Genomic DNA, 26,451 nt, shown 5'->3' with positions numbered 1-26,451 from the left:
CTGCCGGGGTTCGCTTTAAGCGAACCCCGGCACGCGACACGACATCAGTCTCCCCAGTCGTCCTCGTCCTCCTCGTGCTCGGCCGAACCGCTCAACGCGGTGATGTCCCGTACTTCGATCGTCGGCCGCTCACCGGCCGGGACACGAACAAGGCCGATAATTTTTATCGCTGTGCTATCGGCGAGGCGGTCAAATTTAGCTCTGAGTTTTGGCGGCAGGCCAACCTGAACCTGGCTATCAAGCACACGCTTTTGCTCTTGCCCGTGCTTCGGTTCAGAACGATCCGCTTCGCCCTGCTCTGCACTGTTGGATCCGGGAGCGATAGGCGGTGACTTCCTGCGTGGATCGTTGAGAGCCGCCAGCCGAGCAAGTTTCTGGATGCCGCCATGCTCCTGTAGTGCTTCAGGGATGTTGTCGACTGGAACTCCAATTTGCTCGACGAGGTACCGAAGGGCGCGGGCCGCCTTTGAAGCCTTCTTCCGAGCCTCCTCCGACTCGGCGTCCGTGATGAAGATCATTGCTGCGTAAACGACGTCGGATTTTTGTCCGACGCTCTTCAGGAATTGATCCTTGCGCTCGCGGTCAGCGTCGATCGCCGTCGCAATTTTCATTGCGTCCGCAAACATTTGGTACAGAGCTAGGCGATAGCGCTGATCAACCCGTCGGTATTCCTCCTTGATATGGTCAAGGCGGTCTAGCAGTTCATCGTATGAGTGCGGTCTAGCAACTAATTCTTGGGACATAGGCTCACGTCTCCTTACTTTGTGTAAGCAAAACGCCAGCCGGCACTTCGTCATTCGCGCAGCGTAGATGCTACTCGATTGATTGAAACCCAGATCGGAATCGCTTTTCGACGCGCCCCGCGCATCTCTGCGCTGCCACGAATTCAGCAATAGGCGCATCAAAGGTCTAACATGGAGCCCGGTATTGGACCGGCACACCCTGCTTCGTCCGCTTTCCGACCATTGAGCAATTTCGATGCTAGGGCGAGCCCGGCATCGGCTTTTTGTTCATACAGGTCACACGATATGCTGTCAATCGCATTTTTATGTGTTATGATCGAATATGAGAGCCCCCTTGACGCCTCGTCTTTTGACCGCACAGGAGTGTGCAATCCTGCTGCTGCGTCTGATTGAGCTTCGAAATCAGGAAGGTACGCCGACTAGCCGCGTACGTCTCTCTGATCTCACGTTGCGCCGATTATGGGGGCGGCATCGCCTGGATAGAGAATTCGTGGAGGAAGTTCAGGAGTGGTTGTTTCGAGGTGGATGGACAATTTTCTTTGCGGGCTCCACATATGCCGCCATCAAGACCTCAGCAGTGCTTAATTGGTCCCGCCTATCGTCGAAGCGATTGTTTGAGGAAGTTGGCACTGACGACTTGAGATTCATTCAAAATGGCGACTTTGATTTCGCTCAGCATGCGCGCTTGCTTGCAAGCGAAGCTGACATTTACGATAGCGACTGAGCGCGCGCGAGCTTCGTAACTGCCGAGCTGATGATCTATTGATCCCTGCTCGTACCTAGCATATCTTACGAGTACACACGGTTGTATCCGGTGTTACGCTAGTTCTCCTCCACTCAGTCTGCGGACGAGTCACGTGAAACAATCGCCGCTGGTACCGGCGACTGGCACGTCACAATGGAGTCGGAAACTGCTGGTCGCGCGCGCAACGCGCGTCTTACGGACGAACATTCGTCCGCTTCTGATCGTCGCACACCTCGTGGAAGTACCCGTGCGGCTATCAGCTTCTCAAACTCAACCACAACCCAGGACGTCGACTCGGCGCCCTGCCGACAGCTCACGCCGCGGCTGTTGAGCAGGCAGCAAGCAGCTGCCTACTGCAACCTATCACCGAACGCTTTCTCGGCTTGGGTGCGGTCCGGCAAGCTGCCTTCGTCCCTTCCCGGCACGACGCGCTGGGATCTGAAAGCAATCGACTTTGCATTGGACGCGATGAGCGGCCTACAGCCGCAACAACAGGAATCGTCCGCCTTAGATGAATGGAGAGCTAAACGTGCGCGTCGTTCTGAAAGGAATTCATAAGGTCAAAGCCCGCCTCGCTGCTGGCGAGGTCAAAACCTACTACTATGCTTGGCGCGGCGGGCCGCAAATCAAGGCCAAGCCGGGCACGCCAGAATTCATCCACGAATTTAATGACGCGCACGCCAGCATTCGACAGCCGCGTGCTGGCACGTTCATGTCGATCGTCGCCCAGTACAAGGCCGCACCAGAGTTCAACGGCCTCGCTCAATCGACGAGACGCGCGTACCTTGCCTATATCAAGCTGGTCGAGGACGAATTCGGTGACTTGCCGATCGCCGCACTCACCGACCGAAGGGTTCGCGGCGAGTTCAAGAGCTGGCGTGACAGGTTCTCGAACACGCCGCGCAAGGCCGACTACGCCTGGACTACGTTGGCGCGCCTCATGTCATTTGCGAAAGATCGCGGCATCATCGCAACCAACCCATGTGAGCGAGGCGGACGACTCTACGTGGCCGACCGCAAAGACAAGATTTGGTCCGAACAGGACATTGCCGCCGTTCTATCTGTCGCTTCGAGCGAGATTCAACTCGCCCTCATTCTGGCTCTGTGGAGCGGGCAACGACAGGGCGACCTCTTGCGGTTGCCCTGGTCCGCCTACGACAGCCCTTATATCCGCCTTCGCCAATCTAAGGGCGGCCGGCGCGTTGCGATGCCGGCCGGTGGGCCGTTGCGCGCTCTCCTCGACACCACTGAGCGTCGTGGACCGCTGATCCTGACGAACACGCTCGGGCGGCCGTGGACGTCTGACGGCTTTCGCACGTCCTGGGGCAAGGCCTGTGAACGCGCCGGCATCAGCGGCCTGACGTTTCATGACCTGCGCGGCACAGCAGTGGTGCGGCTGGCGATCGCTGGCGCGACCGTACCACAGATCGCTGCCGTGACCGGTCACTCGCTAAAGGACGTCGAAGCCATTCTCGACGCGCATTACTTGGGTCGTGATATTCAGCTCGCCGAAGCTGCGGTGCTGAAGCTCGAAGCGCGAACAAAACTGTAAAATGACCTGTAAAATGAGGCCACTTACCGCGTCACGACTGATGCTAAGTGTTTGATTTATATGGTGGGCGCACCAGGGCTCGAACCTGGGACCCGCTGATTAAGAGTCAGCTGCTCTACCAACTGAGCTATGCGCCCGAAAGGCGGTTAAAAGCCTTGCGAGGCCGGTCGTTTAGCAAAGCGATCCGGGTCTGGCAAGCGATGGCACGTAAGTTTTCCAAGGGTATGCCCACATCCCCCAAAAAAGCGAAAAGCCGCTGGATTCCAGCGGCTTCGCCGGGGTTGACCGGGGCAACCTTGAAGGCTCAGAGCCGGCCCTCGCGGTCCCGGTCCGGGCCGCCGTCGCGGTCGAAACGGTCACGGTGGAAGTGGTCCATGCCGCGCTCCATCATGCGGTCCATGCCACGCTCCATGAAGTGGCGGCGCGGGCCGTCGTCGCCGCCGCCGAACGGGCCGCGGTGGCGGGTCAGCACGGCGAGGCGCCGCTTCTGGCCCTCGTCCAGGGTCTGGTAGAGCGGATCGGCGGCATCGGCGATCTTCTTCAGGGCCGCCGACGTCGCCCCCATGTCCTCGGCGCGCTGGCGCAGGCGGGCGACCGGATCCTCCGGCCTGTCGGCGTCCTTATTGGCGTCCTTGCCGGCATCGCCGGGACCGGCATTCATCCGCGCATTGGCGCGATCGATGCGCAGCTTGGCGAAGTCGCGCACGGCGGCCTCGACCGGCGGCCACAGCTTTTCCTGGTCGGCGTTGAGCTTCAGCCCGGCATGGACGGCGGCGATCCGCGCGTCGACCATGGCGGCACGGTCTTCCGGGTTCATGCGGATGTGGCGCATGTGATCGTGCATCCACGGGCGATGATAGTGGGCATAGACCGCGCCCGAGCCGGCGATGCTGAGCACGGCGATGGCGGCGATGGTGAACTTCCTCATGCGAACTCTCCTCTGGAAGGATGTCGTGAGGATGAGCGCAGCGCAGCTTACGCGCAACTTACAACTTGGACAGGGAGCGGGTTCTTTCGAAGATGTAACGCTCCTGAACCTTTATTCAGTCGCAATCGGAAATCATTCGCAACAAAAAGGGGCTTCCGCGCCCGGCACGGAAGCCCCCATTCATCATCCGTTCAAATCAGTTCGTCGTGCTCTTCGCTTCCTTCTGGAATTCGTCGATCAACGGTTGCCCGATACGGCTTGCGGCGTCCTTGTAGACCGGCTCCATGGCCTTGCGCATCGCCTCATCCTGCTCCGGCGTGAGCTTGATGATCTCGCTCTTGCCGCTCTTCCTGATCTCGGCGAGCGCGTCCTCGTTCTCCTTCTGCGACTGCGTATTGTTGAAGTCGGTCGCTTCCTTCATCGCCTTGGTCAGCTGGTCGCGGATGTCGGCCGGCAGGTCGTCCCAGAACTTCTTGTTCACGATCACGACGTAGCCGATATAGCCGTGGTTGGTCTCGGTGATGTACTTCTGCACCTCATGCATCTTCTGGGTATAGATGTTCGACCAGGTGTTCTCCTGCCCGTCGACCACGCCGGTCTGCAGCGCCTGGTAGACTTCCGAGAACGCCATCACCTGCGGCAGCGAGCTGAGCGCCTTGAATTGCGCCTGGAGCACGCGCGAGGACTGGATGCGGAACTTGACGCCCTGATAGTCGGCCGGCGTCACCAGCTTCTTGTTGGCGCTCATCTCCTTGAAGCCGTTGTCCCAATAGGCAAGGCCGGTGATGCCCTTCGGTTCGAGCAGCTTGAGCAGCCTGGTGCCGAGCGGACCTTCGGTCACCTTCCGCAGCGTCTTCAGATCGGGGAGGATGTAGGGGAGATCGAACACCTCGAACTCGCGGATGCCGAGCGGGCCGAACTTGGAGTTGGATGGCGCCAGCATCTGGACGCTGCCGAGCTGGAGCGCCTCGAGCTCTTCCTTGTCCTTGTAGAGCGTCGAGTTCGGATAGATCTCGACCTTGACCTTGCCGCCGGTGTACTTCTCGGCGAGCTCCTTGAATTTCTCCGACGCCTTGCCCTTCGGCGTGTCGGTGGCCACCACGTGGCTGAACTTGATGATGATGGGCGCTTGGGCCGATGCCGGCCCGGTCAAGCCAAGAGCTAGGACCGCGATGGACGCAGCGATCGCGAAGGTGCGCATAATCTCTCCCTGTTGTTGTTTGGGCCGCCCGGCGCGCGGGTGGCCAATGCCGTTAGCATCAATACAGGTCGACATCACCAGCTGCTATTGGCCGTTAGCAGGGCAGCCATTCATGGTGAACGCCGCTAGCACCGCCTCTCCCGCTTCCGGAAGAGGCGGTGCTAGCAACCTCAGCTCGCGGCGGCGGTCGTCACGGTGTCGCGCTGGCGCTTCATGACGATTTTGTTGAGTGCGCCGAGATAGGCCTTTGCCGAGGCCACCAGCGTATCCGGATCCGCCGCGCGCGCGGTCATCGCACGTCCCTCATGCGACAGCCGTACCGAGACTTCAGCCTGCGCGTCGGTGCCCTGAGTCACGGCGTGGACCTGGTACAGCTCGAGCTTGGCTTCGTGCGGCACCAGGCGCTTGATGCAGTTGAAAACCGCGTCGACCGGACCGTTGCCCTCAGCCTCCTCGATCTTGATCTGGCCGTCGACATCGAGCTTCATGGTCGCGCGCTGCGGGCCATGGGTGCCGGCGATCACGGTCAGCGAGGTCAGCTTGATGCGGTCGTGCGAAGCCGCCATTTCCTCGTCGACCAGCGCCTCAATGTCCTCGTCGTAGATGTCCTTCTTGCGGTCGGCCAGCGCCTTCATCCGCGTGAACGCATCTTCCAGCTGATTCGGGCCGAGCTTGTAGCCCATCTCCTCCAGCTTGTGCACGAAGGCATGGCGGCCGGAATGCTTGCCCAGCACCAGCGAGGACTGCTTCAGGCCGACCATCTCGGGCCGCATGATCTCGTAGGTGGAAGCGTCCTTCAGCACGCCGTCCTGGTGAATGCCGCTCTCATGCGCGAACGCGTTGCGACCGACGATGGCCTTGTTGTACTGCACCGGGAACGAGGTCGCCGCCGACACCACCTTCGAGGCGCGGGTCAGCTGCGTGGTGTCGATCTTGTTCCAGTAGGGGAATTTGTCGTTGCGCACGTTGATCGCCATCACGATCTCTTCCAGCGCGGCGTTGCCGGCGCGCTCGCCGATGCCGTTGATGGTGCACTCGACCTGGCGCGCGCCGCCGACGACGCCGGCCAGCGAATTCGCCACCGCCATGCCGAGATCGTTATGGCAGTGCACGGAGAACACCGCCTTGTCCGAGTTCGGCACGCGCTCGATCAGCGTCTTCATGAAGTGGGTGTATTCGTCGGGCGTGGTGTAGCCGACAGTGTCAGGAATGTTCACCGTGGTGGCGCCGGCCTTGATGACGGCTTCGACGATGCGGCACAGATAGTCCATCTCGCTGCGGGTGCCGTCCTCGGCCGACCATTCGACGTCGTCGATCTGGTTGCGGGCGCGCGCGACCATGGCAACCGAAGTCTCGAGCACCTGCTCCGGGGTCTTGTTCAGCTTCACGCGCATATGCAGCGGCGAGGTCGCGATCACGGTGTGGACGCGGCCGCGCTTTGCGAATTTCACTGCCTCCGCGCAACGGTCGATGTCGGCGGGATGGGCGCGCGACAGACCGGCGATGACGGCGTTCTTGGAGCGGCGGGCGATCTCGCTGACCGCCTGGAAGTCGCCTTCCGAGGTGATGGGGAAGCCGGCCTCGATGACGTCGACGCCCATATCGTCCAGCATCTCGGCGACCTCGAGCTTCTCCTCGAAGGTCATGGTGGCGCCGGGGCACTGCTCGCCGTCGCGCAGGGTGGTGTCGAAAATGATGACGCGGTCCTTATCGGACTTGTTCACGGGGGCCATTTGAATTTCCTTTTGAGCTTTTGCGCCGTCAGTCTTCTAGGCGCTTGAGGTGTCCGGTGATCTCGACCAACCCCTGAGCGCCCAGGCGCATGGCGCCCAGCCGGCCCTCAGGGGCAAGTAAGAAGAAGCCCGCCAATCAGGAGGGTGGGCAGCAGCGCGGCCGGGATCGTGGCGGCGGCCAGAGCCACCTCCCCCGAAATCCCATCGATTTGGCCGCGAATCAGCATTACCAGACCCTTTGAGCCCTCAATCCTCGGTCAAAACCGTTGACGGTTGGTTGCCGGGAGGCTCGATCTACCGTTTCTAGACGAGAAATGGCAGCAACCGCAACGCCAAAAGATGGACAGAACCATTGACCTGGTTTCCCCCGGCTATTGCCGGGGCGGCGGCACGAGGTCGAGCAACCGCTTGCGGACGCTCACTTCCAGAGGCGCGTTGCAGACCGGCCGATTGTAGAAGCCGCTGCTGCGACACAAGGTGGGCGTCGGACCGCGAAGGTCGCCGGCCTGGCAGGCAAGGCAAATTCGGAACGCCGCCGCCTCGAGCTGGAGCGAATAGTCGAGCGTCGATGCAGCCGGCTCGGACGGCTGGAAGAGCTGGCTGCCCTTGATGTTCTGGAACCAGGTGTCGATGTGGCCCTTCACCTTCGCAGGATTGGCGAGGTCGTCCATGTTGAAGCGACTGTCGAGCAGCCCGATCGAGGCGCGCGGCGTGCGCGCCGCTGAGTGACACGACAGGCAGGATGAGCGGATATTGTCGGCAGGTCCGTTGGCGCGCCCCATGAAGCCCATGGTGAGACGCTGGTCCCAGCCATAGGTGACGTTCCGCAAATCGGGATTGATCCAGCTCTCACGGATCGCGCCGTCGTAGACACCGGGGTCGTTGCCCCATTGCAGCGATACCGGCACGAGATTGTCGAACAGGGCGTCGCCCTTTGCCGGGCCGCGCCAGACAAACGTCCCGAACACCCATCCGGTGTCCAGCGACCGGCCGGTCTTCGCTGAATCCTTCACTGAAATATCGACCTGAAGCAGGCGCACCGAGCGGATCGTGCGGGTGCCGGGATCCTGACCGACGGAGCCAGCGCCCAAATTGTCGATAAAGGCGTCGTATTCGGGTGCGCCCTGGAGGTAGGCAACTTCGTCGGGTGAGGCATCGGTGAACAGAAATTTGACGGAGACAGTGTCATTCGGAAATTTCATCGCGACCGGGAAAGACGGATTGCAAGGCTCGGCGAAGACCTCCCCGAAGACTGCTGCTCCCGGCCTGTTGTAGAAGCCGACCGCCCAGACCTGGGAACCTCGTGTGTTGGTCTTGGACAGATCGCCGGGATCGGGGCCGCGTTCCTTGGTCAGCCCCATCAACGGCTCGCGCCCGGAGTTTCCGTAGTCGAGCCATTGCGAGATCCACCACTGCTCCTGACCGGTGCCGACGAGCTTGCGGTCCACGATCTTGAAGGACGTCTTCGCGGTACTGAGCACGGCATTCATGTAGTCAGCCGGCTTGGTGCGAAAATCGACCGATTCCCAAGGCTGCGGATCATTGGGATTGGGGCGCACCGGCGGATAGTCTAGTCGCCACTTGGCGGCGGCAACCGTGCCATTCGCCTTCATTGTACTCGCCGAAAAGCTCTGACACTCATCGGCCTGGCACGACGAGCCCGCAATCATAGCCAGAACGACGACAACCCCTGCCGCTCTCATGACGGGCTCCTTTGCGCCTGCCGGTGAATCCGGTCGGACCACGATTAGGCGCATTGCCGCATCAGGTGTGTTAAATGGTTCACACAACCTGGGAGAATTGCACGAGCAAATCGCCGCATGTCGGGCGAGGTGGCAGTGCACACGCGCTTTCGCCGGCGGCCCACTTGGCGACATGATGACCCGCGCCGCCCCCGGTCTGCTGCCGCCGACTCGGTCATCTTGCTCGCAACGAGCCTAGGACCGGCACAAGAGCGAGCGCGGCAGTCACACCCGACGCGTTCCTCTTTTGCTTTCAGGGAGGCGGACTCGATGCGCAGACACGCCCCTACGCTCCGAGCCACTCGGGACTGAGGGGTACAGACCGATCAGCCATCAGGCGATCTGGCCGCTACCCAACGCGGCGAGCGCGAGCCCTGCTCTCCCAGCGGTTCAGCATCTGACCGAGCTCGCCGGTGGCGACCGGCGCAGCCTTGCCGGCGATCGCGATCTCGTTGGTATTGGCCGGTGCGTTGGCACTCAGCCAATCCGGCTCGCTGTACTCACGCCAGCGGCGCGCCTCGGCCCGCCTTTTGCGGGACACGTAGTCGCGGGTGAAATAGCCGGCCGCAAATGCAATCCCGAGCAGCAAAACCAGTACGACGACAGCGACCACAGCAAACTCCGACTTACGCCCCCAATGAGGTTCTGCCAGCCTCGCGCAGGAGGTCAAGGCTTGACATGCTCCACAGCTTGGCAATGTCCCGAACGCAGTTCGGGTAAACTCCGTCACGCCGGACGAATTTGTCGTTTCCGTGTTCGATGTTGCAGCGCTTTTGCCGCCCCGATATCTCGCTGAGGATGCGTACCTCCCCCTCGCAACCGTCATCGGACCGGACTAACCTCGCCCTGCTCGGCCGGATCAACCGGCTAGCCGAACATGACCGGGAGGACGCGATGATACGCCAAAAGCAGCGTGACCATGATGCTGCGCTTTCACGACGAACGCTCGTTCAGGGGCTTGCGCTCGGCGCCGCCACAATAGCCGGCGCCGGCTCCGCGCTGGCCCAGACCGGACCTGCCGCGCCGCCGACGACGATTACCACCCCACCACGCGATTTCGGTCCCAACGGCGCGCCGACCACCTATTTCTGGGACCCCGACGTCGTCGCGGTCGATCCGTCCTTCAACGATCTCGCGCAGCCCAACACGGCGATCAAGCGTCTCTATACGGGCCTGCTGTGGGCTGAAGGCCCGGCGTGGAGTGCACAGGGCCGCTATCTGCTCTGGAGCGACATTCCCAACAACAGGCAGATGCGCTGGAGCGAAGACGACGGTCGCGTCAGCGTGTTCCGCTCGCCGTCCAACAACTCCAACGGCAACTCGTTCGATTTCCAGGGCCGGCAGCTCTCCTGCGAACATTTGACCCGGCGGGTGACGCGTTATGAACATGACGGTACCGCGACCGTGCTTTGCGACAATTACAACGGCAAGAAGCTGAACTCGCCGAACGATGTCGTCGCGCATCCTGACGGCAGCTACTGGTTTACCGATCCGCCCTATGGCGGCCAGCTCTACGAAGGTGAGCCCGACGCCGCGGGTGGTCCGAGCAACACCAGTGGCAAGCTCAATCCGCGGATTGGACAGCCGGCCGGCTTCGCACCGGGCAAGCGCGAGCTGCCGACCAATTGCTATCGCATCGATCCTAGTGGCCGTGTCGATCTCGTCGTCACCGAGGAGCAGGTGCCAGATCCAAACGGGCTATGCTTCTCGCCGGACTTCAAGAAGCTCTACGTCGTCTCAACCGGCAAGGGACCCGGCGACACCGGGCCCGGCGGCAAGGGCGAGATTTTCGTGTTCGACGTCGGCGCCGACAACAAGCTCACCAACCAGAAGCGGTTCAGCGAGTGCGTGATCGACGGTGTGAAGTGCGGGCCGGACGGCGTGCGCTGCGATGTCAACGGCAATGTCTGGGCCTCCAGCAATGCGGGCCGCGCCGTCGGCTATAGCGGCGTGACGACGTGGTCGCCGGACGGCAAGCTGCTCGGCCGCATCCGGCTGCCCGAAGTGTGCGGCAACATCTGCTTCGGCGGCCCCAAGCGCAACCGCCTGTTCATGGCCGCGAGCCAGTCGCTCTATGCGGTGTACACGGCCACGCAAGGCGCAGGCCCGGGCTAAGCCCGCGCGAGAGAGCACAAGCACGGGCGTCGGCGTGGACCGCCGGCGCCCTCGGTTCCCTGATCGCAATCAAGCTACGCCCCGGGCAAATCTCCGCCATCAATCCAACGAAGATTGTATCGCGCGGAAGGGCCGCAGCGCGGTGCGAAGGCATGATGCTCTTCGTTCCCGCGCCCGACTTGAACGGGGAGTTGCGCGATGCGCCGTATGCCAAACGACACCATCATCGTCAGCGTTGGGGACCAGCAATTCGTGACTGAGTTCGGAGACCCGGCCCTGCCGAACGACGGCCGCGGCGGCAACGACAAGATGATCGCAACGGTCGACGGGGGCAACGCGGTCCTGATATTCGTTGGCGACGACCAGACCCTGCAAGGACATTCTCACGGAGGAAGCGACCATCTCGCTGCGACCGTAACAGGCTTCGGCGATTATGTGTTCGTCGACGGCGACGCGCAGGCGATGTCCGGCGAGGCCCATGGCGGCAACGATGTGCTTCATGTCGATGCATCGACATCGATCTACGCGACCCTCGGTGTTTTTGGCGATGCCGAAACCACCATGTCGGCCGACACGAGCGGCGGCAATGACGTCGTCATTGCATCGATGGGAAACAGATCGTCCGGCGCGTTCAGCGGAGACTCCGGCAGTTCCATGAGCGATCATGCACATGGCGGCAATGATATCCTCAGCGTGACCCAGGTCGGCAGTTACGGCGGCGCTGCGATATCAGGCGATGCCCTCGTCTCCATGAGCGGCGATGCGCGCGGCGGCAACGACATCCTCAGCTACACCGTCGGCGCCACCGCCCATTCCGGGGGCGCGTCTCTGGTCGGAGACGCCGGCTATATGAGCGACGATACCCGTGGCGGCAACGATATCCTGATCGCTACCGTCGACGGCAACCCGGACTCCACGTCCATCGTGCTCGTCGGAGATGCGTCGAACATGTCAGGCAATGCGCATGGCGGAGATGATATCCTCCACGGCAGCAGCCGCGACGATTTGCTGTATGGCGATGCACAGACCTACGCTCCGTTCACGGCCGGCTCGATCACGGGCGGCAAGGACATGCTGAATGGCGGTCGCGGAAATGACCAGCTCTGGGGCGGACCGAACAACGACAGATTCGTCTTCAACAAAAATTCCGGCCTGGACGTGATCAACGATTTCGACCAGGGCAACAAGGCTGTCGACAGCACGGCGCGCGAGCATGACGTAATCAACGTGCACGATTACGGCTTCGCAGACTGGGCGGCGCTGAAAAGTCTGATCAGCGATGACAGCACAGGAAATGCGGTGATCCACCTGACGGCGACCGATACGATCACGCTGGAGGGGATCCATACCGCGGATCTCCATGCAAGGGACTTCATTGTATGAGAGAGCATTCATGCGCGTTGTGATCTGCGGCGGGGGCGTGATCGGCGCCTGCACCGCCTGGTTTCTCCGCCGCCGCGGCATCGAAGTCCTCGTCGTGGAGCGGACGGACGTCGCGGCCGCAGCGTCAGGCAAGGCGGGCGGATTCCTCGCGCGCGACTGGTGCGAGGGCTCGCCGCTCGATGCGCTGGCGCGACGGAGCTTTGCGATCCATGCGCAGCTGCCGGACGAGATCGCAGGCGATTGGGGGTATCGCCCGATGACCGCTTATAGCGGCTTCGTTGCCGCCGCCGGCCATCCGCGCCGGGATGCACCGTCTGCGCTCGGCTGGCTCAGCAACGGCGTCGTCATCGCGCAGCGCATCGGCACGACGGAGACCACTGCGATCGTTCACCCCAAAAAATTCACCTCGGCCGTGATGAACGCGGCGCTCGCGGAAGGCGCCGAGTTTCGTCCCGGCCAGGTGACCGGCATCATGCGCGATGCGAACGGCACGACCGCGACGGGCGTCGAGGTCGACGGCCGCATCGTCGAGGCGGACGCCGTCGTGATCGCGATGGGACCATGGTCGCTGCTCGCCGCCCAATGGATGAGCCTGCCCGCCGTCTACGGCCAGCGCAGCCCGAGCATCGTGTACGACACCGGCACGGATGTGCCGGCCGATGCGCTGTTCCTGGAGTCTGAAGAGAATGGCAGTGCCGTGCCGATCGAGGTCTTCCCTCGCGCCGACGGCAGCACGCATATCACCGCTCTCTCCGACATCGCGCCGCTTCCGCTCGATCCGGCGGCGGTGACGCCGGACCACGACGCGGTCGCGCGCCTGCAGGCCATGTCCGAGCGGCTGTCGCCACTGTTCCGCTCCGAGAGGATCATTGCGCGGCAAGCCTGCTTCCGGCCAGTGACACAGGACGGCCTGCCGCTGATCGGCAAGGTGCCGCAAAGTGAAGATCTCTATGTTGCGACCGGGCACAATGTATGGGGCATCCTGAATGCGCCCGCCACGGGCGAGGCCATGGCGCAACTGATCGCGGAGGGTGCGACGCGCAGCGTCGACATCTCGCCATTTGATCCGGCCCGGCTCGCGCCGCTCGATGCATCGCTGCTGCGAGCGCGCTGAGCCGACGCGACGGCATCGCATTCATCGATCGCGTTGCTGTGCGCCCGCGATAGCTGCGCATGCCTACCAACGAAATCTGCATGCCTACGCGTGAAACGGGTCCGACGGCTTTCCTGCCCGCTATTTGCGCAGCGCTAGACTTTAGTCCGTGCCTCACGATCCTGGACGCGGTTTCACTTGCCGAGAATGTCTCCGCCGGTATAGTCGCGGCATAATGGCTCATAAGAGGCCTGTTAAGGGAGAGAACAAGATGAAGAAACCGCTCTCTGTTGCGTTGCGAATAACACTCGGTACCGCCGCGGCCGCTGTGTTGATGACGTCAGGCGCGGCACTTGCAGCCGATCCGATCAAGATCGGTGTGATCGCGGAAGCGCAGGCGATTGCCGGCGCCTCCATCCCCCAGGCGGCACAGCTCGCCGCCGACGAGATCAACGCCAATGGCGGCGTCGACGGCCGCAAGATCGAGATCGTCTCTTACGACAATCACTCGTCCTCGGCAGATTCAGTGCGCGCCTTCCAGCGCGCGGTAAACGAGGACAAGGTCAATGCGGTCATCGCCAGCTACATCAGCGAGGTCGTGCTGGCACTGGAGCCCTGGGCCTCGCGGCTGAAGACGCCGTTCGTCACGCCCGGTGCCGCGTCCAACGAGATCAGCAAGAGCGTGCATGCCGATTACGAGAAGAACAAATACACCTTCCACGGCTATCTGACCTCCGCCGCGCTGGCGCTCTCGGTCTGCGACGGCGCCAAGGACCTGCTGGTCGACAAGATGCACATGAAGACCGCCGTCATCATGAGCGAGGACGCCGCTTGGACCAAGCCGCTCGACATCGGCTACGAGGAATGCCTGCCCAAGATCGGGCTGAAGGTGCTCGACCACATCCGCTTCTCGCCTGATACCACCGACTTCACGCCGATCTTCAACAAGATCGAAGGCGCCAAGCCCGACGTGATCATCACCGGCATCTCCCATGTCGGCGTGCAGCCGACGGTGCAGTGGAAGAACCAGCAGGTGCCGATCCCGATGTTCGGCATCGCCTCGCAGGCCACCAACGAGACGTTTGGCAAGGACACCAATCAGGCGGCCGAGGGCGTGCTCTACCAGGGCGTCTCCGGCCCAGGCGTCGCGGTGACGCCGAAATCGGTGCCGTTCGCCGAAGCCTTCAAGAAGAAGTTCGGCAACTATCCCTCCTATGCCGGCTACACCGCCTATGACGAGGTCTACTACATCGCCGACGCGGTGAAGCGCGCGGGCTCGACCGACGCCGACAAGCTGGTCGCCGCGCTTGAGACGACCGACTGGGAAGGCACGATCGGCCGCGTCCAGTTCTACGGCAAGGACGATCCGTTCACGCACTCGATCAAATACGGCAAGGGCCTGATCACCGGGCTGATGCTGCAATGGCAGGGCGGCAAGCAGAGCGCGGTCTGGCCCAAGGAAGTCGCCAAGGTCGAAATCAAGTTCCCGAGCTTCATCAAGCTCTCGAACTAGCAGGACAAGCTCCCGGGACCAGCTCCCGGGAGCTTCCACATGCGGCCCCCGCAGCACGTTGCTCCAGCAACATCGTCTCTCACAAATCAGATTGCCAATTCTAGATGCGTGCTTTCCAGATTCTGATCGATGGCTTTGCCATCAGCGCTCTCTATGCTCTCGGTGCCACCGGCTTCACGCTGATCTTCGGCGTGTCCGGCGTCCTCAACCTCTCCCACGGCGCTATCATGGTGGCTGCAGCGGTGGCGGCCTGGGCCGCCGCCAGCATCCTGAATGTCGGCACCTATGCCGGCGCGCTGATCGGGGTCGGTGTCGCCCTCCTCACCTCCTTTGCGACCTATTTCGCTGTGGTGAAGCCGATCCAGGACTCCCGGCGCATCCCGAATGAAGAGAAGGAGATCTTCGTCCTCACTGGCACGCTGCTATGGGGAATCATGATCCAGGAGGTGATCGCTTATTTCTTCACCAACAACGCCAAGACCGTGCTGCCGATCGTCGAGGGCGTCGTCGATATCCTTGGCGTACGCACGCCCAGGAACGAGATCTTTACCGCGATCGTGTGCTGCTTCGTCATTGCGCTGCTGTGGCTCCTGGTGAACCGCACCCGCACCGGCAAGGCGGTGCTGGCGGCCTCGATGAACCCGCGCGGCGTCACCCTGCTCGGCCTCGAGCTCACCAACATTTACGTCGTGGTATGGGCGATCTACGGCATCCTCGCCGGCATCGCCGGCGTGCTGCTCGGAATGTTCCTCGGCGTCAGCTCCTACAGCGTCGGACCGCTGACCGCGAGCGCGTTCTCCATCGTCGTGCTCGGCGGCCTCGGCAGCGTCTCCGGCTCGCTGATCGCGGCCTTCGTGGTCGGCTATCTCGAAACGCTCACGGCTTATCTAATCTCACCGGCCTACCGCACCATTCCGGCGCTGCTGCTGCTCGTGTTCGTGATGTACATCCGGCCCCAGGGCCTTCTGGGGAGGCGCTGAGATGGCCAGCTTCTTTACGACACGCCTGTTCTTCATCTCGCTCGCGCTCGTCGTCATCGCGGCAACGCTGCCGCTCTACGTCTCCGGCTACGTGCTCGGGCTTCTCACCGTCGCCTTCTATTTCGGCGTGTTCGCGATGGCATGGGACCTGCTGTTCGGCTTCGCCGGCGAGGTCAATTTCGGCCCGACCTTCCTGATCGGCGTCGGTGCCTACACCGCCGGCATCCTGAATGCCCAGTTCGGCTGGTCGGTTTACGCCTGCATCGTGCTCGGCGCGCTCGCCTCCGTCATCGCGGGCCTCGTGCTGGCGCTGCCGGCGCTTCGGGTGCGCGGACCGTATTTCGGCCTGACTACGCTGGTCGCGGTGCTGATGCTGCAGAATTTCATCGTGGTGTTCGCCGACCTGACTGGTGGCGAGATCGGCCTGACCATTCCCGACGTCATCTCCATCAATGCCGGCGTCAATTACTGGATCGCGCTCGGCTTCATGACGATCTCGGCGGCGATCCTCTATGGCCTGTCGCAATCGCCTGTTGGCCTGGTGCTGCAAGCCAGCGGCCAGGATCCGGTACAGGCTGGCGCGCTCGGCTTCAACATCGTCAAGCACAAGCTCGCCGCCTTCATCGTCAGCGCGTTCTTCTCAGGGTTATCAGGCGCGCTGCTGGTGTTCTATTTCGGCACCGCCTCGGTCGGCACCGTCGTCGACGTCGCGGTCGGCGTCAACGTGATCGTGTCCGCGGTGCTCGGGGGACGGCGCACCGTGCTTGGCGCGGCGCTGGGCGCGATCTTCCTGATCGTCGCCGGCGAGTTCCTGCGCCCGACCGGCGAGCTTGCGACGTTCATCGTCTCCGCGGTCGCGCTCCTCGTCGTGCTGTTCTTCCCCGGCGGCTTCCTCGGAGCGGCCCTCTCGCGTGAGGCGCGCTCGTGATGGATATGCGATCTTCAAACCGGGCCGTGCTCGAAGTCCGCGGCCTGACCAAGCGCTTCGGCGGATTGACGGCGGTGAAGAACCTCGGCTTCGAGGTCAATAGCGGCGAGATTTTTGGCCTGATCGGGCCGAACGGCTCGGGCAAGTCGACCGCGATGAAGAGCGTGATGGGCATCGAGCGCCCGACATCAGGCGAAGTGATATTCGAGGGCGAGGACGTGGCCGGTCTTCCCGCGCACAAGATCGCGCGCAAGGGCTTCGGCATGGTGTTCCAGCATTCGCGCCCGCTGAACCGGCAGACCGTGCTGGAGAACATCATGGTCGCGCTGCTGCCGGACAGCCTCTTCATGCTGTTTCCGGACAAGGCGCTGGTCGAGCGAGCCAAATGGATCGCCGACCGCGTCGGGCTCGGCAACGTGATGAACCGCCGCCCGCCGACGCTGCCCTTCGCCGACCTGCGCCGGCTCGAGCTCGCGAAAGCGATCGCGCGCGACCCCAAGGTCGTGCTGGTGGACGAGCCCTTTGCCGGGCTGACGCGGGCCGAGGTCGAAATCTTCTCCGACCTGATCCGCAGTTTTCGCGACGACGGCCGCGCGGTGATGCTGGTCGACCACAACGTCAAGAGCGTCGCGGCGCTGGTCGACCGCGTGCTCGCGATGTATCTCGGCGAGGAGATCGTCACCGGCAAGGCCGAGGACGTCATGAAGAACGAGACGGTACGGCGGGTCTATCTCGGCGGCGCCATCGAGACCCATGCGCGACCCGAGACCAGCTTCAAGGACAAGGTGCCGCTGCTCCAGGTCGAGAATGTCAGCGTGTTCTACGGCAAGGCGCAGGCGCTGGAGAACGTCTCGATCCACGTCCACGAGGGCGAGTTCGTCTCGATCGTCGGACTCAACGGCGCCGGCAAGACCACGTTGTTCAACACCATCTCCGGCTTCCTGCCCTATACCGGCGAGATCGTGCGCAACGGCGAGAAGCTGCGCGGCACGAGCCCAGCGAAAATCGCCCGCAGCGGCCTCGTGCAGTGTCCGGAATCGCGCGAGCTGTTCGGCGAGATGAGCGTGCGGGAAAATCTCGATCTCGGCGGGCAACATCTGGCCGACGATAAGCGCGCGGCACAGCTCGCCTGGCTGTTCGAGCTGTTCCCGATCCTGAAGGAGCGTCAGGGCCAGATGGCGCAAACGCTCTCCGGCGGCGAGCAGCAGATGCTTGCGATCGGCCGCGCGCTGATGATGCAGCCGCAGATCCTGATCCTCGACGAACCGACGCTGGGCCTCGCCCCCGTCATCCTCGAACTTCTGTCCAAGGCCCTAACGAGGCTGCGGCAGACGACATCGATCACGGTGCTGCTCGGCGAGCAGAACGTGACCTTCGCGCTTCCGCATGCCGACCGCGTCTATGTGCTCGAACATGCGAGGATCGTCTGGGAGGGCGATCCCGGCCGCTTCGCCGCGGAGGCTGGCGCCGATTTTCTCTAGTTCGCAAGCATCAACAAGAAACAACGAAAGGGAAACGACCATGCGACCATCGCCGACTTTGAGCAGCAGCTTTCTCCTCGCCTCCGCGCTGGCGCTGTGCCTCGCTGCTCCCGCCTACGCGCAGTCGAACGAACCAATCAAGATCGGCGTCATTGCCGAGGTGCAGTCGATCGCGGGTGCCGCGACGCCCGGCGGGGCGCAGATCGCTGCCGACGAGATCAACGCCAAGGGTGGCATTCTCGGCCGCAAGATCGAGATCGTGACCTACGACAACAAGAGTTCATCGGCCGACTCGGTGCGAGCATTCCAGCGCGCGGTGAGCGAGGACAAGGTCTCCGCCGTGATCGCGAGCTATATCAGCGAGGTCGTTCTCGCGCTCGAGCCCTGGGCGGCGCGACTGAAGATGCCGCTGATCACCCCCGGCGCCGCCTCGAACGAGATCACCAAGGCGATCCATAACGACTACGACAAGAACAAGTACACCTTCCACGGCTATCTGACCTCGGCCGCGCAAGCGCAGCTCGTCTGCGACGCCGCCAAGGATCTGCTGGTCGACAAGCTCAAGTTCAAGACGGTCGCGATCATGAGCGAGGACGCCGCCTGGACCAAGCCGCTCGACGTCGGCTATGAGGCCTGTCTTCCGAAAGCGGGCCTCAAGGTGGTCGAGCACGTGCGGTTTTCGCCTGACACCACCGACTTCACGCCGATCTTCAACAATATCGAGGCCAAGAAGCCCGACGTCATCGTCACCGGCATCTCGCATGTGGGCGTGCAGCCGACCGTGCAGTGGAAGAACCAGCAGGTGCCGATCCCGATGTTCGGCATCAGCGCGCAGGCGCTGAGCCCGACCTTCTGGAAGGACACCAATGGTGCCGCGGACGGCGTGCCGTCGCTGGCGGTCGCAACGCCCGACGTCGCCGTGACATCCAAGACGAAACCGTTCGCGGCCGCCTTCAAGGCCAAGTTCGGCTCGCCGCCGGCCTATACCGGCTACACCGCCTATGACGAGGTCTACTTCATCACGGAGGCGATCAAGCGCGCGGGCTCGACCGATCCCGACAAGATGGTCACTGAACTCGAAAAGACCGACTACGAGGGCACGATCGGCCGCATCCAGTTCTACGGCAAGGACGACGAGTTCACCCACGGCATCAAGTCCGGTCCCACGACCGTATCCGGTCTGGTCTTCCAGTGGCAGGACTCCAAGCAGGTCGTGGTCTGGCCCGAGAAGATCGCGGAGGGCAAGCTGAAGTTTCCGAGCTTCGTGAAGCTGTCGCAGTAACACGCCGGGCTCGGCACGGCCCGGTATCCAGCGCCGCATCACCCCTGCAAGGCTCGTCGCTTCAATCGCGACGGGCCTTTGTTTTGTGCAGAACCGCCACTGGTACGCTGTCATCGGTGGACCCATCCTGCGATCCCGCCGTTAACCTCCCATGCGTGGGCCGGAGCAGCCAGATGGACGACCGACCAAGACGACCCGATGGCCTGATGCAGGACGACGGCTTCGTTCGCGTGCGCGGCGCGCGTGAGCACAACCTCAGGAACGTCGACGTCAGCATTCCGCGCAACGCCCTCGTCGTGTTCACGGGGGTGTCGGGCTCCGGAAAATCCTCGCTCGCCTTTGGGACGATCTACGCCGAGGCGCAACGGCGATATCTGGAATCGGTGTCGCCTTACGCGCGCCGTCTCTTCCACCAGATGCAGATCCCTGAGGTAGACGACATCGAAGGCCTGCCGCCCGCCGTCGCGCTCCAGCAGCAGCGCGGCGCGCCGACGACGAGGTCGTCCGTTGGCAGCGTGACCACCATCTCGAACCTGCTCAGGATGCTCTATTCCCGCGCCGGCGATTACCCGCGCGGACAAAAGATGCTCTATGCGGAATCGTTCTCGCCGAACACGCCGGAAGGCGCCTGCCCAACCTGCCACGGCATCGGCAGGATGCTCGACGTCACCGAAAAATCAATGGTGCCCGACGACACCAGGACCATCCGCGAGCGCGCCGTCGCGGCCTGGCCGAGTGCCTGGCAGGGACAGAACCTCCGGGACATCCTGACCACGCTGGGCTACGACGTGGACAAGCCCTGGCGTGAGCTGCCCAGGAAGGACCGCGACTGGATCCTGTTCACGGAGGAGCAGCCGACCGTTCCGGTTTATGCCGGTTACACTGCGGCCGAGGTCAAACGAGCCCTCCGCCGCAAGGAGGAGCCGAGCTATCAAGGCACGTTCACCGGCGCCAAGCGCTACGTGATGCAGACCTATGCCAAGTCCGAGAGTGCGATGATGAAGCGCCGCGTCGCACAATTCATGATCACCCAGCGGCACGCGATTGAAGCCCGAGGCGCTCAAGGTCAAATTCGCCGGACTTGATATCGCCGAGATGGCTCATCTGCCGCTCAAGAAGCTGCAGGAGATGATGAAGCCGTTCGCAGAGGCTTCGACGGATAACGCATCGGAGAAGACCATCGTCGCCAGGCGGATCTGCGAGGATCTGTCGGCGCGATTGGCCGTCCTGCTTGACCTCGGGCTTGGCTATCTCGCTTGCGAACGCAGCACGCCGACGCTGTCGCCGGGCGAGTTGCAGCGGCTACGACTTGCGACACAGGTCCGCTCCAACCTGTTCGGCGTCGTCTACGTGCTCGACGAACCGTCGGCGGGCCTGCATCCCGCCGACACCGAGGCGCTGCTGCGGGCGCTGGACCGGCTGAAGCACGCGGGCAATTCGATCTTCGTGGTCGAGCACGAGATCGAGGTGATCAGGCATGCCGACTGGCTGGTGGATGTCGGGCCTGATGCCGGCGAAGGCGGGGGACTCATTCTCTATAGTGGACCGCCCGCAGGGCTCAGTCAGGTCGCGCAATCCCGAACCGCCCCTTATCTCGCGCATCCACGAAAGCCGCTGCCGACGGTCCGCCGCGAGCCGAAGGCGCATCTGAAAGTCCGGGGTGTGACCCGCAACAATCTTCGCGGCCTCGACGTTGATATCCCGCTCGGGGTTCTCGCCAGCGTGACCGGCGTGTCGGGCTCCGGCAAATCGAGCCTGATCAGCCAATTCCTCGTCGATGCCGTGGCAGAGCATCTCGGCCATGCACGGGCCGCGGACGCGGACGACGACAGCCTGGCAGCACCCGCGGTCGAGACATTGGGTGGCAAGATCGTCGCCGGCCTCGATCAGGTCGATCGCCTCGTGGTGGTCGATCAGAAGCCGATCGGCCGCACGCCGCGATCCAACCTTGCGACCTATACCGGCCTGTTCGACCACATCCGACGGCTGTTCGCCGCGACGCCGCAGGCAAAGTCCCGCCGCTACGATGCCGGGCGCTTTTCCTTCAATGTCGCGAAGGGCCGATGCAGCACCTGCGAAGGCGAGGGATTTGTCTGCGTCGAGCTTCTGTTCCTGCCCAGCGTCTACGCACCCTGCCCGACCTGCAAGGGCGCGCGCTACAATGACAAGACGCTGGAGGTGAGGATCCGCGGAAAATCCATCGCGGATGTGCTGGCGATGCGCGTCGACGAGGCCTTCGAATTCTTCCGTGACGATGCCACGCTGAACCGGTCGCTATCGGTCGTCCGCGAGGTCGGGCTCGGCTATATCCGCCTCGGCCAGTCCGCGACCGAATTGTCGGGCGGCGAAGCCCAGCGCATCAAGCTCGCGACCGAGCTGATGCGTCCGCAACGCGGTCACACGCTCTATGTCCTGGACGAGCCGACCACCGGTCTTCATCCCAGGGATGTCGAGCGGCTGATCGCCCAGCTCGAGCGCATCGTGGATGCCGGCAACAGCGTGGTCGTGGTCGAGCATGACATGGATGTCGTCTCTCACAGCGACTGGATCATCGATCTCGGTCCCGGCGCCGGCGATGAAGGCGGCCGTATCGTGGCGTCGGGGACACCGCGCGAGGTGGCCAAGGCCGGCGGGAAGACCGCCGGCTATCTCGCCCGTCGCTTGAAACAATAGCGCGGGTCTCGTCGCCGCCCATTTCGCAATTGCGTTCTGCGTCGCGGAGGCCGGACCCCGACTTTCGCCATGTTGACTTTCCACCGCCCCGCTCCGCATACTTCGAAAAAGAATAACAAGACCAAATCATAAGACGGTTTTTGAGGGAGGATAGGATGCCGACTTCACGCAGGCAGCTGCTGAAGAGCTCGGCGGCTGCGGCCGCCGCACTCAGCCTCGATTGGACACGCGCCCAGGCGCAAGCCGAGAATTTACGCATCGGCCTGATCTACGACCTCACCGGTCCGTTCGCCGCCGGCGGCTCGGTCGCCTCCTCGATCGGCGCGCAGATCGCCATCGACCTCGTCAACGAAAAGGGCGGCATCGGCGGCAAGACCAAGATCGTGCCGGTCGCGGCGGACTCGCAGAGCAAGGCGGACGTGGCGATCAACGAGGCCGAGCGTCTGATCAGCCAGGAGAAGATCGACATCATCAACGGCGTCTATTCCAGCGCGCATGCGGTGCCGATGGCGGCGAAGGTCGAGCAGCAGAAGAAGATCCTGTGGATCACGACCGCGGTCTCGACCGCCGTGTTCAAGGACAAGAACCTGCAATACGTGTTTCGCGCGCAGATCCATTCCGACCAGTACGGCCAGGCTTTCGCGGGCTTCGTCGCCGAGCACGCGCAAGGCAAGCTCGGCATGGACCCGAAGGACGTCAAGGTTGCGCTGATCCACGAGGACGGCCCTTACGGCGTCGGCGTCGCGGCGGCCGACGAAGCCTATGCCAAGCAGGCGGGCATCCAGGTGGTGATGCGCGAAGGCTATTCGGCGTCCGCCCCCGACCTCTCGGTGCTCGTGACCAAGCTCAAGCGCGCCAAGGTCGATGTGATCTCGCATGCCGGCTACAACCCCGACATCACCCTGTTCCTGCGTCAGGCCCGCGAGAGCGGCCTGCGCTTCAAGATGCTGTTCGGCGCGGGCGCAGGCTACAGCCAGCTCGACAAGCTGCGCGCGACCTTCGGCCCCGACATCGACAATTTCTGCAACATCGATCCGGTGCCGGCGCAACTGCTCGATGCCGCCAAGCTTGCGCCTGGGATCGGCGATCTGACCAAGACGATGGTCTCGCGCTACCAGGCCAAGACCGGCGCCACCGACGTGCCGCCGCACTGCTCGATGGGATTCAACCAGACCTGGATCCTGCTCAACAACGTGCTGCCGGTCGCCAAGGAGAAGTACGGCAGCTTCGAGCCCGAGGCCATTCGTAAGGCCGCGCTCGACGTCGACATTCCCGCTGGCGGCACCATCCAGGGCTATGGTGTAAAGTTCTTCCCGCCGGGCACGCCGCTCTCCGGCCAGAACGAGCGCTCGACCCCGGTCGTGATGCAAAATGCCGGCGAGCACATCTCGGTGGTGTGGCCGACCAACATCAGGACGCAAGACCCGGTGTTTCCGCTGCCGAAGGGATCGACCTACGGGACGTAGGCGCCGCAAGGGGACTGCGCTCCCTCGCCCCGCTCTTCGCGGGGAGAGGGTTGGGGTGAGGGGCTGCCTCCCCGGAGACGGTGACAGTTGGACTCGCGGAGAGCCCCCCTCACCCGGATTGCATCTTCGATGCAATCCGACCTCTCCCCGCAAGCGGGGCGAGGTGACATCGCGGCGCTGCCGACGGCCCCCTACAACACCACCCGCCGTCCCTCCTCCGCCGCCCAATAGCCTGCGTAGTTCACCTTGATCGTCTCATACGCCAGCGCGAGGTCCGACAGCGGCTGCCGTCCCGTCGCGGCGCATTCCATGAAGTCCTGGATCTCCTGGAGATAGCCGCGCGTCCACTCCTCTTCGAGGCAGACATATTGCCAGCCGGTTTTGCGGTCCACCTTCTCGGTGATGTAGACGGAGGCGAGCTTCTCCTCGGAGGTCTGGTAGCTCATAAAATGATTGTTCGGCGTGATGTTGGCGAACAGCGAGCCGCCTGACGTGTAGGTCTCGATCAGATTACGGACGCCGCCCATGATCATGTCGCCGGAGAACACGGTGGCCTTGGTGCCGTCCGAAAACGTCGCGGTCAGCGTGCCCCAATCCTCGACGTCAACAGGCTTGGCCTTGATGTATGTACGCTCCTCCGGCTTGAGGACGGCCGTGACGTTGCCGACATCGCCGCTGACGCTGGCCACGCGGATGGTCTCGCCGCGCGCCTTGGCCTCGACCTGCTTGAGATACAGCACGGCGGAGAGCGGATGGCAGCCCATCCGGATCAGCGAGCCGCCGCCGGTCATCGCCCATTGCGCGGCATGGGCGGCGTGCGAGCCGGAATGGCTCTCCTCGCCCTTCATGAACAGGATCTTGTCTTTGGTCGCTCTGAGAATCTCCGCGGTCTTGGTCACCGCGGGTGCGTAGATCCAGTCCTCGGCATACATGAAGAGCTTTCCGGTGCGCTCGATCGCGGCACGCGTGGCGTCCATCTCCTCCAGCACGCGCTCATACATCAGCGCCTTCGGCACATGCTTGCCGATCGGCTGCCGGTCGCCGTCGCGGCCGAAATAGCCGGCGAACGGCTTTTCGCAGATCACGTGCTTGCCGGCCTGCATGGCGGCGACGATCATTTCGGCATGCAGATTGGGCGGCGTGCAGATGTCGATGACATCGAGCTCGCGGTCAGCAATCAGCTCGGCGAAGTTGCGATAGACCCGTGGGACCTGGTGGCGGCCGGCGAATTCGACGACGTGGTCGCCGCGCGCAGCGACCGCCGCGACCTCGACATCCACGCCGTAGACACGCCGGAACGCATACATATGCAGCTCCGACACGAAGCCGCAGCCGACGAGTCCCACTTTGATCCTGGCCATAGCGCCCCCTGACCCATGCTTTGGGCAGCACTATAGCGCGCTGGCAGGTCTATTCCACCGAGACCCGCACCACGCCGGCGCTCATCATGCCCAGCGCCTTGGCGGCCGGCACCGAGAGATCGACGATCCGGCCGCGGATGAAGGGGCCGCGATCGTTGACGCGGCATTGAATGGAGCGGCTGCCATAGGACACCCTCAGCACGCTTCCGAAGGGGCGCGTCCGGTGCGCGCAGGTCAGCTCGCCCCTCCCGGCTTTTCCGTATCCGTAATAGGAGGCAAGCCCGCTCTCGGCCTGGGCAAAGGAAACCGCAGAAAGCGAAAAAGTGGCAAGGCAAGATAACAGCGTGGTCTGCGCTCGCACGGCACCGCTCCGGGTTGGCCCTGCCCCGCGCAGCAACGTTTGTTGGTTCCCGTGGGTTCCTCAGCCGCCGCCGGGCCGCGCCCGGCGGTGCCATCACACATTGTTACTGTTTGTGGAATACGAGCGTCCGAACCTCGATGCTTTCGCGCGGCGCAGCATCGGCCGGCGTAGTCGGATCGACGAACGCGGTGTGCGGCCCGAAGCGGGTGCGACCGTCGGTTGCAGAATCGTAGCACTTGAGCAGCAGTGCTTCGTCGGGCGTCATCTCCGGGAAATAAAACCAGCGATGGTTTGGATTGTATTTCACAGAGTAGGTTTCGCCGCGGCGGTTGGGATAGATCAGGTCGGACGCGACGAGATCGTCGGGCGCGATCGTCGTGCCGTCGGCCATCGCCAGCGGCGAATCTCGCAACGGGCCGCGGATCGGCCGCCACAAATTGATCACCTGGACGCGGCCTTTCAGCAGCTCCTCGGCCTCATCGGGCAGATGCTCGCGCACGCGGTTGGCACCCGAGACGGCGGTCTGGTCGACGTGGACGCGCGTTGCCGGCTGACGCGGTCCGCCGTCGCGAATATCCGCAGCGCCCTCGACGCGCCTGCGCACGGTGTGGTCGAAGATGACGACGCGGTCGGCTTTCAGCGTTGCGCGCAGGAAGGCCTCCACGGCGGGATAGTAGACCGCCCTCACCTCTTCGTCGTTGCCGAAGTCCTTCACCCGGGTTGGATGCCGCACCAGCGCAAAACCTTCGCGGTCGAGCGAGAAATTCTGCGCGATCAGTCGCGCATCGAAGATCGGGACCTGATGCGGCTCCGGCAGCGACGTGCTCTTGGGCTCGCCAGGCGGCGGATCGAAGGCATAGGTGCGCGGCTTGCCCGAAACCGGCGCGAGATAGTTGAGTTCAGCGGTGACGAAGGGAAGCGATTCGATTTTTGTTTCTTGCAGGCCCATGGCCGGTCTCCCGATGTGGTCGTCGTTATGATTTTTGCCGGGAGGGTGCGCGGCGCAAGGGAGTTGTTGCAAATAGCAATGCGGGTGTTGTTGGCGCAGCGAAACGCAGAAGGAATGTTTCGACGATGGCGCCGCGTACGCCACTTCCCTTCTCCCCTTGTGGGAGAAGGTGGCGCGAAGCGCCGGATGAGGGGTTGCCTCAGCGAATTCGAATGCGAGAGG

At 63.1% G+C, this 26,451-nt stretch carries 20 protein-coding genes, 1 tRNA gene and 1 pseudogene; 12 read left to right on the top strand and 10 right to left on the bottom strand.

Annotation, left to right across the window (positions count from 1 at the left end; all coding sequences use genetic code 11):
* Nucleotides 1-44: 44 nt before the first annotated feature.
* Nucleotides 45-743, bottom strand: a complete 699-nt coding sequence (locus AC0L3U_RS03890) for a hypothetical protein (protein WP_473360745.1) — start codon at nt 741-743, stop codon at nt 45-47.
* A gap of 334 nt (nt 744-1,077) precedes the next feature.
* Here AC0L3U_RS03890 and AC0L3U_RS03885 point away from each other — a divergent pair, with 334 nt between their 5' ends.
* Together AC0L3U_RS03885 and AC0L3U_RS03880 are read left to right on the top strand one after the other, a co-directional pair.
* Entirely contained in the window at nt 1,078-1,467 is a 390-nt protein-coding gene (locus tag AC0L3U_RS03885; RefSeq protein ID WP_473360744.1) for a hypothetical protein, read from the top strand.
* A gap of 550 nt (nt 1,468-2,017) precedes the next feature.
* Nucleotides 2,018-3,040 (top strand): tyrosine-type recombinase/integrase, encoded by a 1,023-nt coding sequence (locus tag AC0L3U_RS03880; protein WP_354208894.1) that lies wholly within the window; start codon nt 2,018-2,020, stop codon nt 3,038-3,040.
* 61 nt (nt 3,041-3,101) lie between these two features.
* Here the strand turns inward: AC0L3U_RS03880 and AC0L3U_RS03875 are convergent.
* The 6 genes from AC0L3U_RS03875 to AC0L3U_RS03850 form a co-directional block, all read right to left on the bottom strand.
* A tRNA-Lys gene (locus AC0L3U_RS03875) sits at nt 3,102-3,177 on the bottom strand.
* A 167-nt stretch (nt 3,178-3,344) separates the two neighbouring features.
* Nucleotides 3,345-3,968 (bottom strand): Spy/CpxP family protein refolding chaperone, encoded by a 624-nt coding sequence (locus AC0L3U_RS03870; RefSeq protein WP_473360743.1) that lies wholly within the window; start codon nt 3,966-3,968, stop codon nt 3,345-3,347.
* A gap of 196 nt (nt 3,969-4,164) precedes the next feature.
* A complete protein-coding gene (locus AC0L3U_RS03865; protein WP_473360742.1) occupies nt 4,165-5,169 on the bottom strand; it encodes a TRAP transporter substrate-binding protein in 1,005 nt (334 codons plus the stop codon).
* Between the two features lie 170 nt (nt 5,170-5,339).
* On the bottom strand, nt 5,340-6,902 hold the full coding sequence (locus tag AC0L3U_RS03860) for a 2-isopropylmalate synthase (RefSeq protein WP_027519477.1): 1,563 nt from the start codon (nt 6,900-6,902) through the stop codon (nt 5,340-5,342).
* Nucleotides 6,903-7,273: 371 nt separating this feature from the next.
* Nucleotides 7,274-8,515, bottom strand: coding sequence for a hypothetical protein (locus AC0L3U_RS03855; RefSeq protein WP_473360741.1), 1,242 nt, complete (start codon nt 8,513-8,515; stop codon nt 7,274-7,276).
* Nucleotides 8,516-8,993: 478 nt separating this feature from the next.
* On the bottom strand, nt 8,994-9,257 hold the full coding sequence (locus AC0L3U_RS03850) for a hypothetical protein (RefSeq protein WP_247818505.1): 264 nt from the start codon (nt 9,255-9,257) through the stop codon (nt 8,994-8,996).
* Nucleotides 9,258-9,538: 281 nt separating this feature from the next.
* Here AC0L3U_RS03850 and AC0L3U_RS03845 point away from each other — a divergent pair, with 281 nt between their 5' ends.
* From AC0L3U_RS03845 to AC0L3U_RS03800, 10 genes and pseudogenes are all read left to right on the top strand, one after another.
* Complete coding sequence (locus tag AC0L3U_RS03845; RefSeq protein ID WP_473360740.1) at nt 9,539-10,759, top strand: SMP-30/gluconolactonase/LRE family protein; 1,221 nt, start codon at nt 9,539-9,541, stop codon at nt 10,757-10,759.
* A 198-nt stretch (nt 10,760-10,957) separates the two neighbouring features.
* Entirely contained in the window at nt 10,958-12,142 is a 1,185-nt protein-coding gene (locus tag AC0L3U_RS03840; RefSeq protein ID WP_473360739.1) for a calcium-binding protein, read from the top strand.
* A 10-nt stretch (nt 12,143-12,152) separates the two neighbouring features.
* A complete protein-coding gene (locus tag AC0L3U_RS03835) occupies nt 12,153-13,256 on the top strand; it encodes an NAD(P)/FAD-dependent oxidoreductase (RefSeq protein ID WP_473360738.1) in 1,104 nt (367 codons plus the stop codon).
* Between the two features lie 250 nt (nt 13,257-13,506).
* Nucleotides 13,507-14,748, top strand: a complete 1,242-nt coding sequence (locus tag AC0L3U_RS03830) for an ABC transporter substrate-binding protein (protein ID WP_473360737.1) — start codon at nt 13,507-13,509, stop codon at nt 14,746-14,748.
* A 104-nt stretch (nt 14,749-14,852) separates the two neighbouring features.
* Nucleotides 14,853-15,728: a branched-chain amino acid ABC transporter permease gene (locus AC0L3U_RS03825; RefSeq protein ID WP_473360736.1), complete on the top strand. Its 876-nt coding sequence runs from the start codon at nt 14,853-14,855 to the stop codon at nt 15,726-15,728.
* A gap of 1 nt (nt 15,729) precedes the next feature.
* The gene (locus tag AC0L3U_RS03820) at nt 15,730-16,656 is read left to right on the top strand and encodes a branched-chain amino acid ABC transporter permease (RefSeq protein ID WP_219683503.1); all 927 of its coding nucleotides are present in this window, start codon (nt 15,730-15,732) and stop codon (nt 16,654-16,656) included.
* Nucleotides 16,656-18,137, top strand: coding sequence for an ATP-binding cassette domain-containing protein (locus tag AC0L3U_RS03815; RefSeq protein ID WP_473360735.1), 1,482 nt, complete (start codon nt 16,656-16,658; stop codon nt 18,135-18,137). Before AC0L3U_RS03820 ends, AC0L3U_RS03815 begins: the two co-directional genes overlap by 1 nt.
* Nucleotides 18,138-18,177: 40 nt before the next feature.
* Nucleotides 18,178-19,419 (top strand): ABC transporter substrate-binding protein, encoded by a 1,242-nt coding sequence (locus AC0L3U_RS03810; RefSeq protein WP_473360734.1) that lies wholly within the window; start codon nt 18,178-18,180, stop codon nt 19,417-19,419.
* Between the two features lie 173 nt (nt 19,420-19,592).
* A pseudogene (gene uvrA, locus AC0L3U_RS03805) lies at nt 19,593-22,092 on the top strand (excinuclease ABC subunit UvrA).
* A 155-nt stretch (nt 22,093-22,247) separates the two neighbouring features.
* The gene (locus tag AC0L3U_RS03800; protein WP_473360733.1) at nt 22,248-23,558 is read left to right on the top strand and encodes an ABC transporter substrate-binding protein; all 1,311 of its coding nucleotides are present in this window, start codon (nt 22,248-22,250) and stop codon (nt 23,556-23,558) included.
* Between the two features lie 191 nt (nt 23,559-23,749).
* Here AC0L3U_RS03800 and AC0L3U_RS03795 read toward each other — a convergent pair whose 3' ends face one another.
* From AC0L3U_RS03795 to AC0L3U_RS03785, 3 genes are all read right to left on the bottom strand, one after another.
* Nucleotides 23,750-24,919 (bottom strand): Gfo/Idh/MocA family protein, encoded by a 1,170-nt coding sequence (locus tag AC0L3U_RS03795; RefSeq protein ID WP_473360732.1) that lies wholly within the window; start codon nt 24,917-24,919, stop codon nt 23,750-23,752.
* A 49-nt stretch (nt 24,920-24,968) separates the two neighbouring features.
* Nucleotides 24,969-25,280 (bottom strand): septal ring lytic transglycosylase RlpA family protein, encoded by a 312-nt coding sequence (locus AC0L3U_RS03790; protein WP_473360731.1) that lies wholly within the window; start codon nt 25,278-25,280, stop codon nt 24,969-24,971.
* A 103-nt stretch (nt 25,281-25,383) separates the two neighbouring features.
* Complete coding sequence (locus AC0L3U_RS03785; RefSeq protein WP_473360730.1) at nt 25,384-26,229, bottom strand: CmcJ/NvfI family oxidoreductase; 846 nt, start codon at nt 26,227-26,229, stop codon at nt 25,384-25,386.
* Between the last annotated feature and the right edge of the window lie 222 nt (nt 26,230-26,451).

The sequence above is a fragment of the Bradyrhizobium sp. Kon69 genome (genome assembly GCF_055807515.1).
Note: the sequence above shows the minus strand (reverse complement) of the source record. Positions and strands in the feature narration are given on the sequence as shown.